Annotated in this window: 1 pseudogene; it reads left to right on the forward strand. The window is 81.7% G+C overall.

The window, feature by feature from the left end:
• Window positions 1–95 precede the first annotated feature (95 nt).
• A pseudogene (locus SLNSH_RS24370) lies at window positions 96–372 on the forward strand (hypothetical protein); the annotation flags it as partial.

Genomic DNA, 372 nt, shown 5'->3' on the forward strand with positions numbered 1-372 from the left:
GGCCCGAGCCGCGCCCGGCGCCGGAGCCCCGTCCCGCTGCTCAGCCCGCGGCGGCGCGCCCGACGCCCGCGGCCGCCCAGGCGGAGCTGTCGGACATGGCCCGCAAGCTCGAAGCGGCCTTGAAGCGGCCCTTCGGCGCCCAGAACGAGCCGGCGGCGCCCGCCAGGGCGCCTGAGCAGGAGCGCGCTCAGCCCCAGCCGCGCCCCGCGCCTGCGCCGGAACGACAGGTCCAGCCCGCTGCCCAGGCCGCCGCTCCGCAGCCCATGCGCCCTGCCCCGGTCGCGTCCGAGCCGCCCAAGCTCGCAGCGGAGCCGCCCCGGCCCGTTTCGGCCCAGGCCCAGACGCCCGCTCCGGCGCCCGAGGCCCAGCGCC

The sequence above is a fragment of the Alsobacter soli genome (genome assembly GCF_003004785.1).
GTDB classification, from domain to species: domain Bacteria; phylum Pseudomonadota; class Alphaproteobacteria; order Rhizobiales; family Beijerinckiaceae; genus Alsobacter; species Alsobacter soli.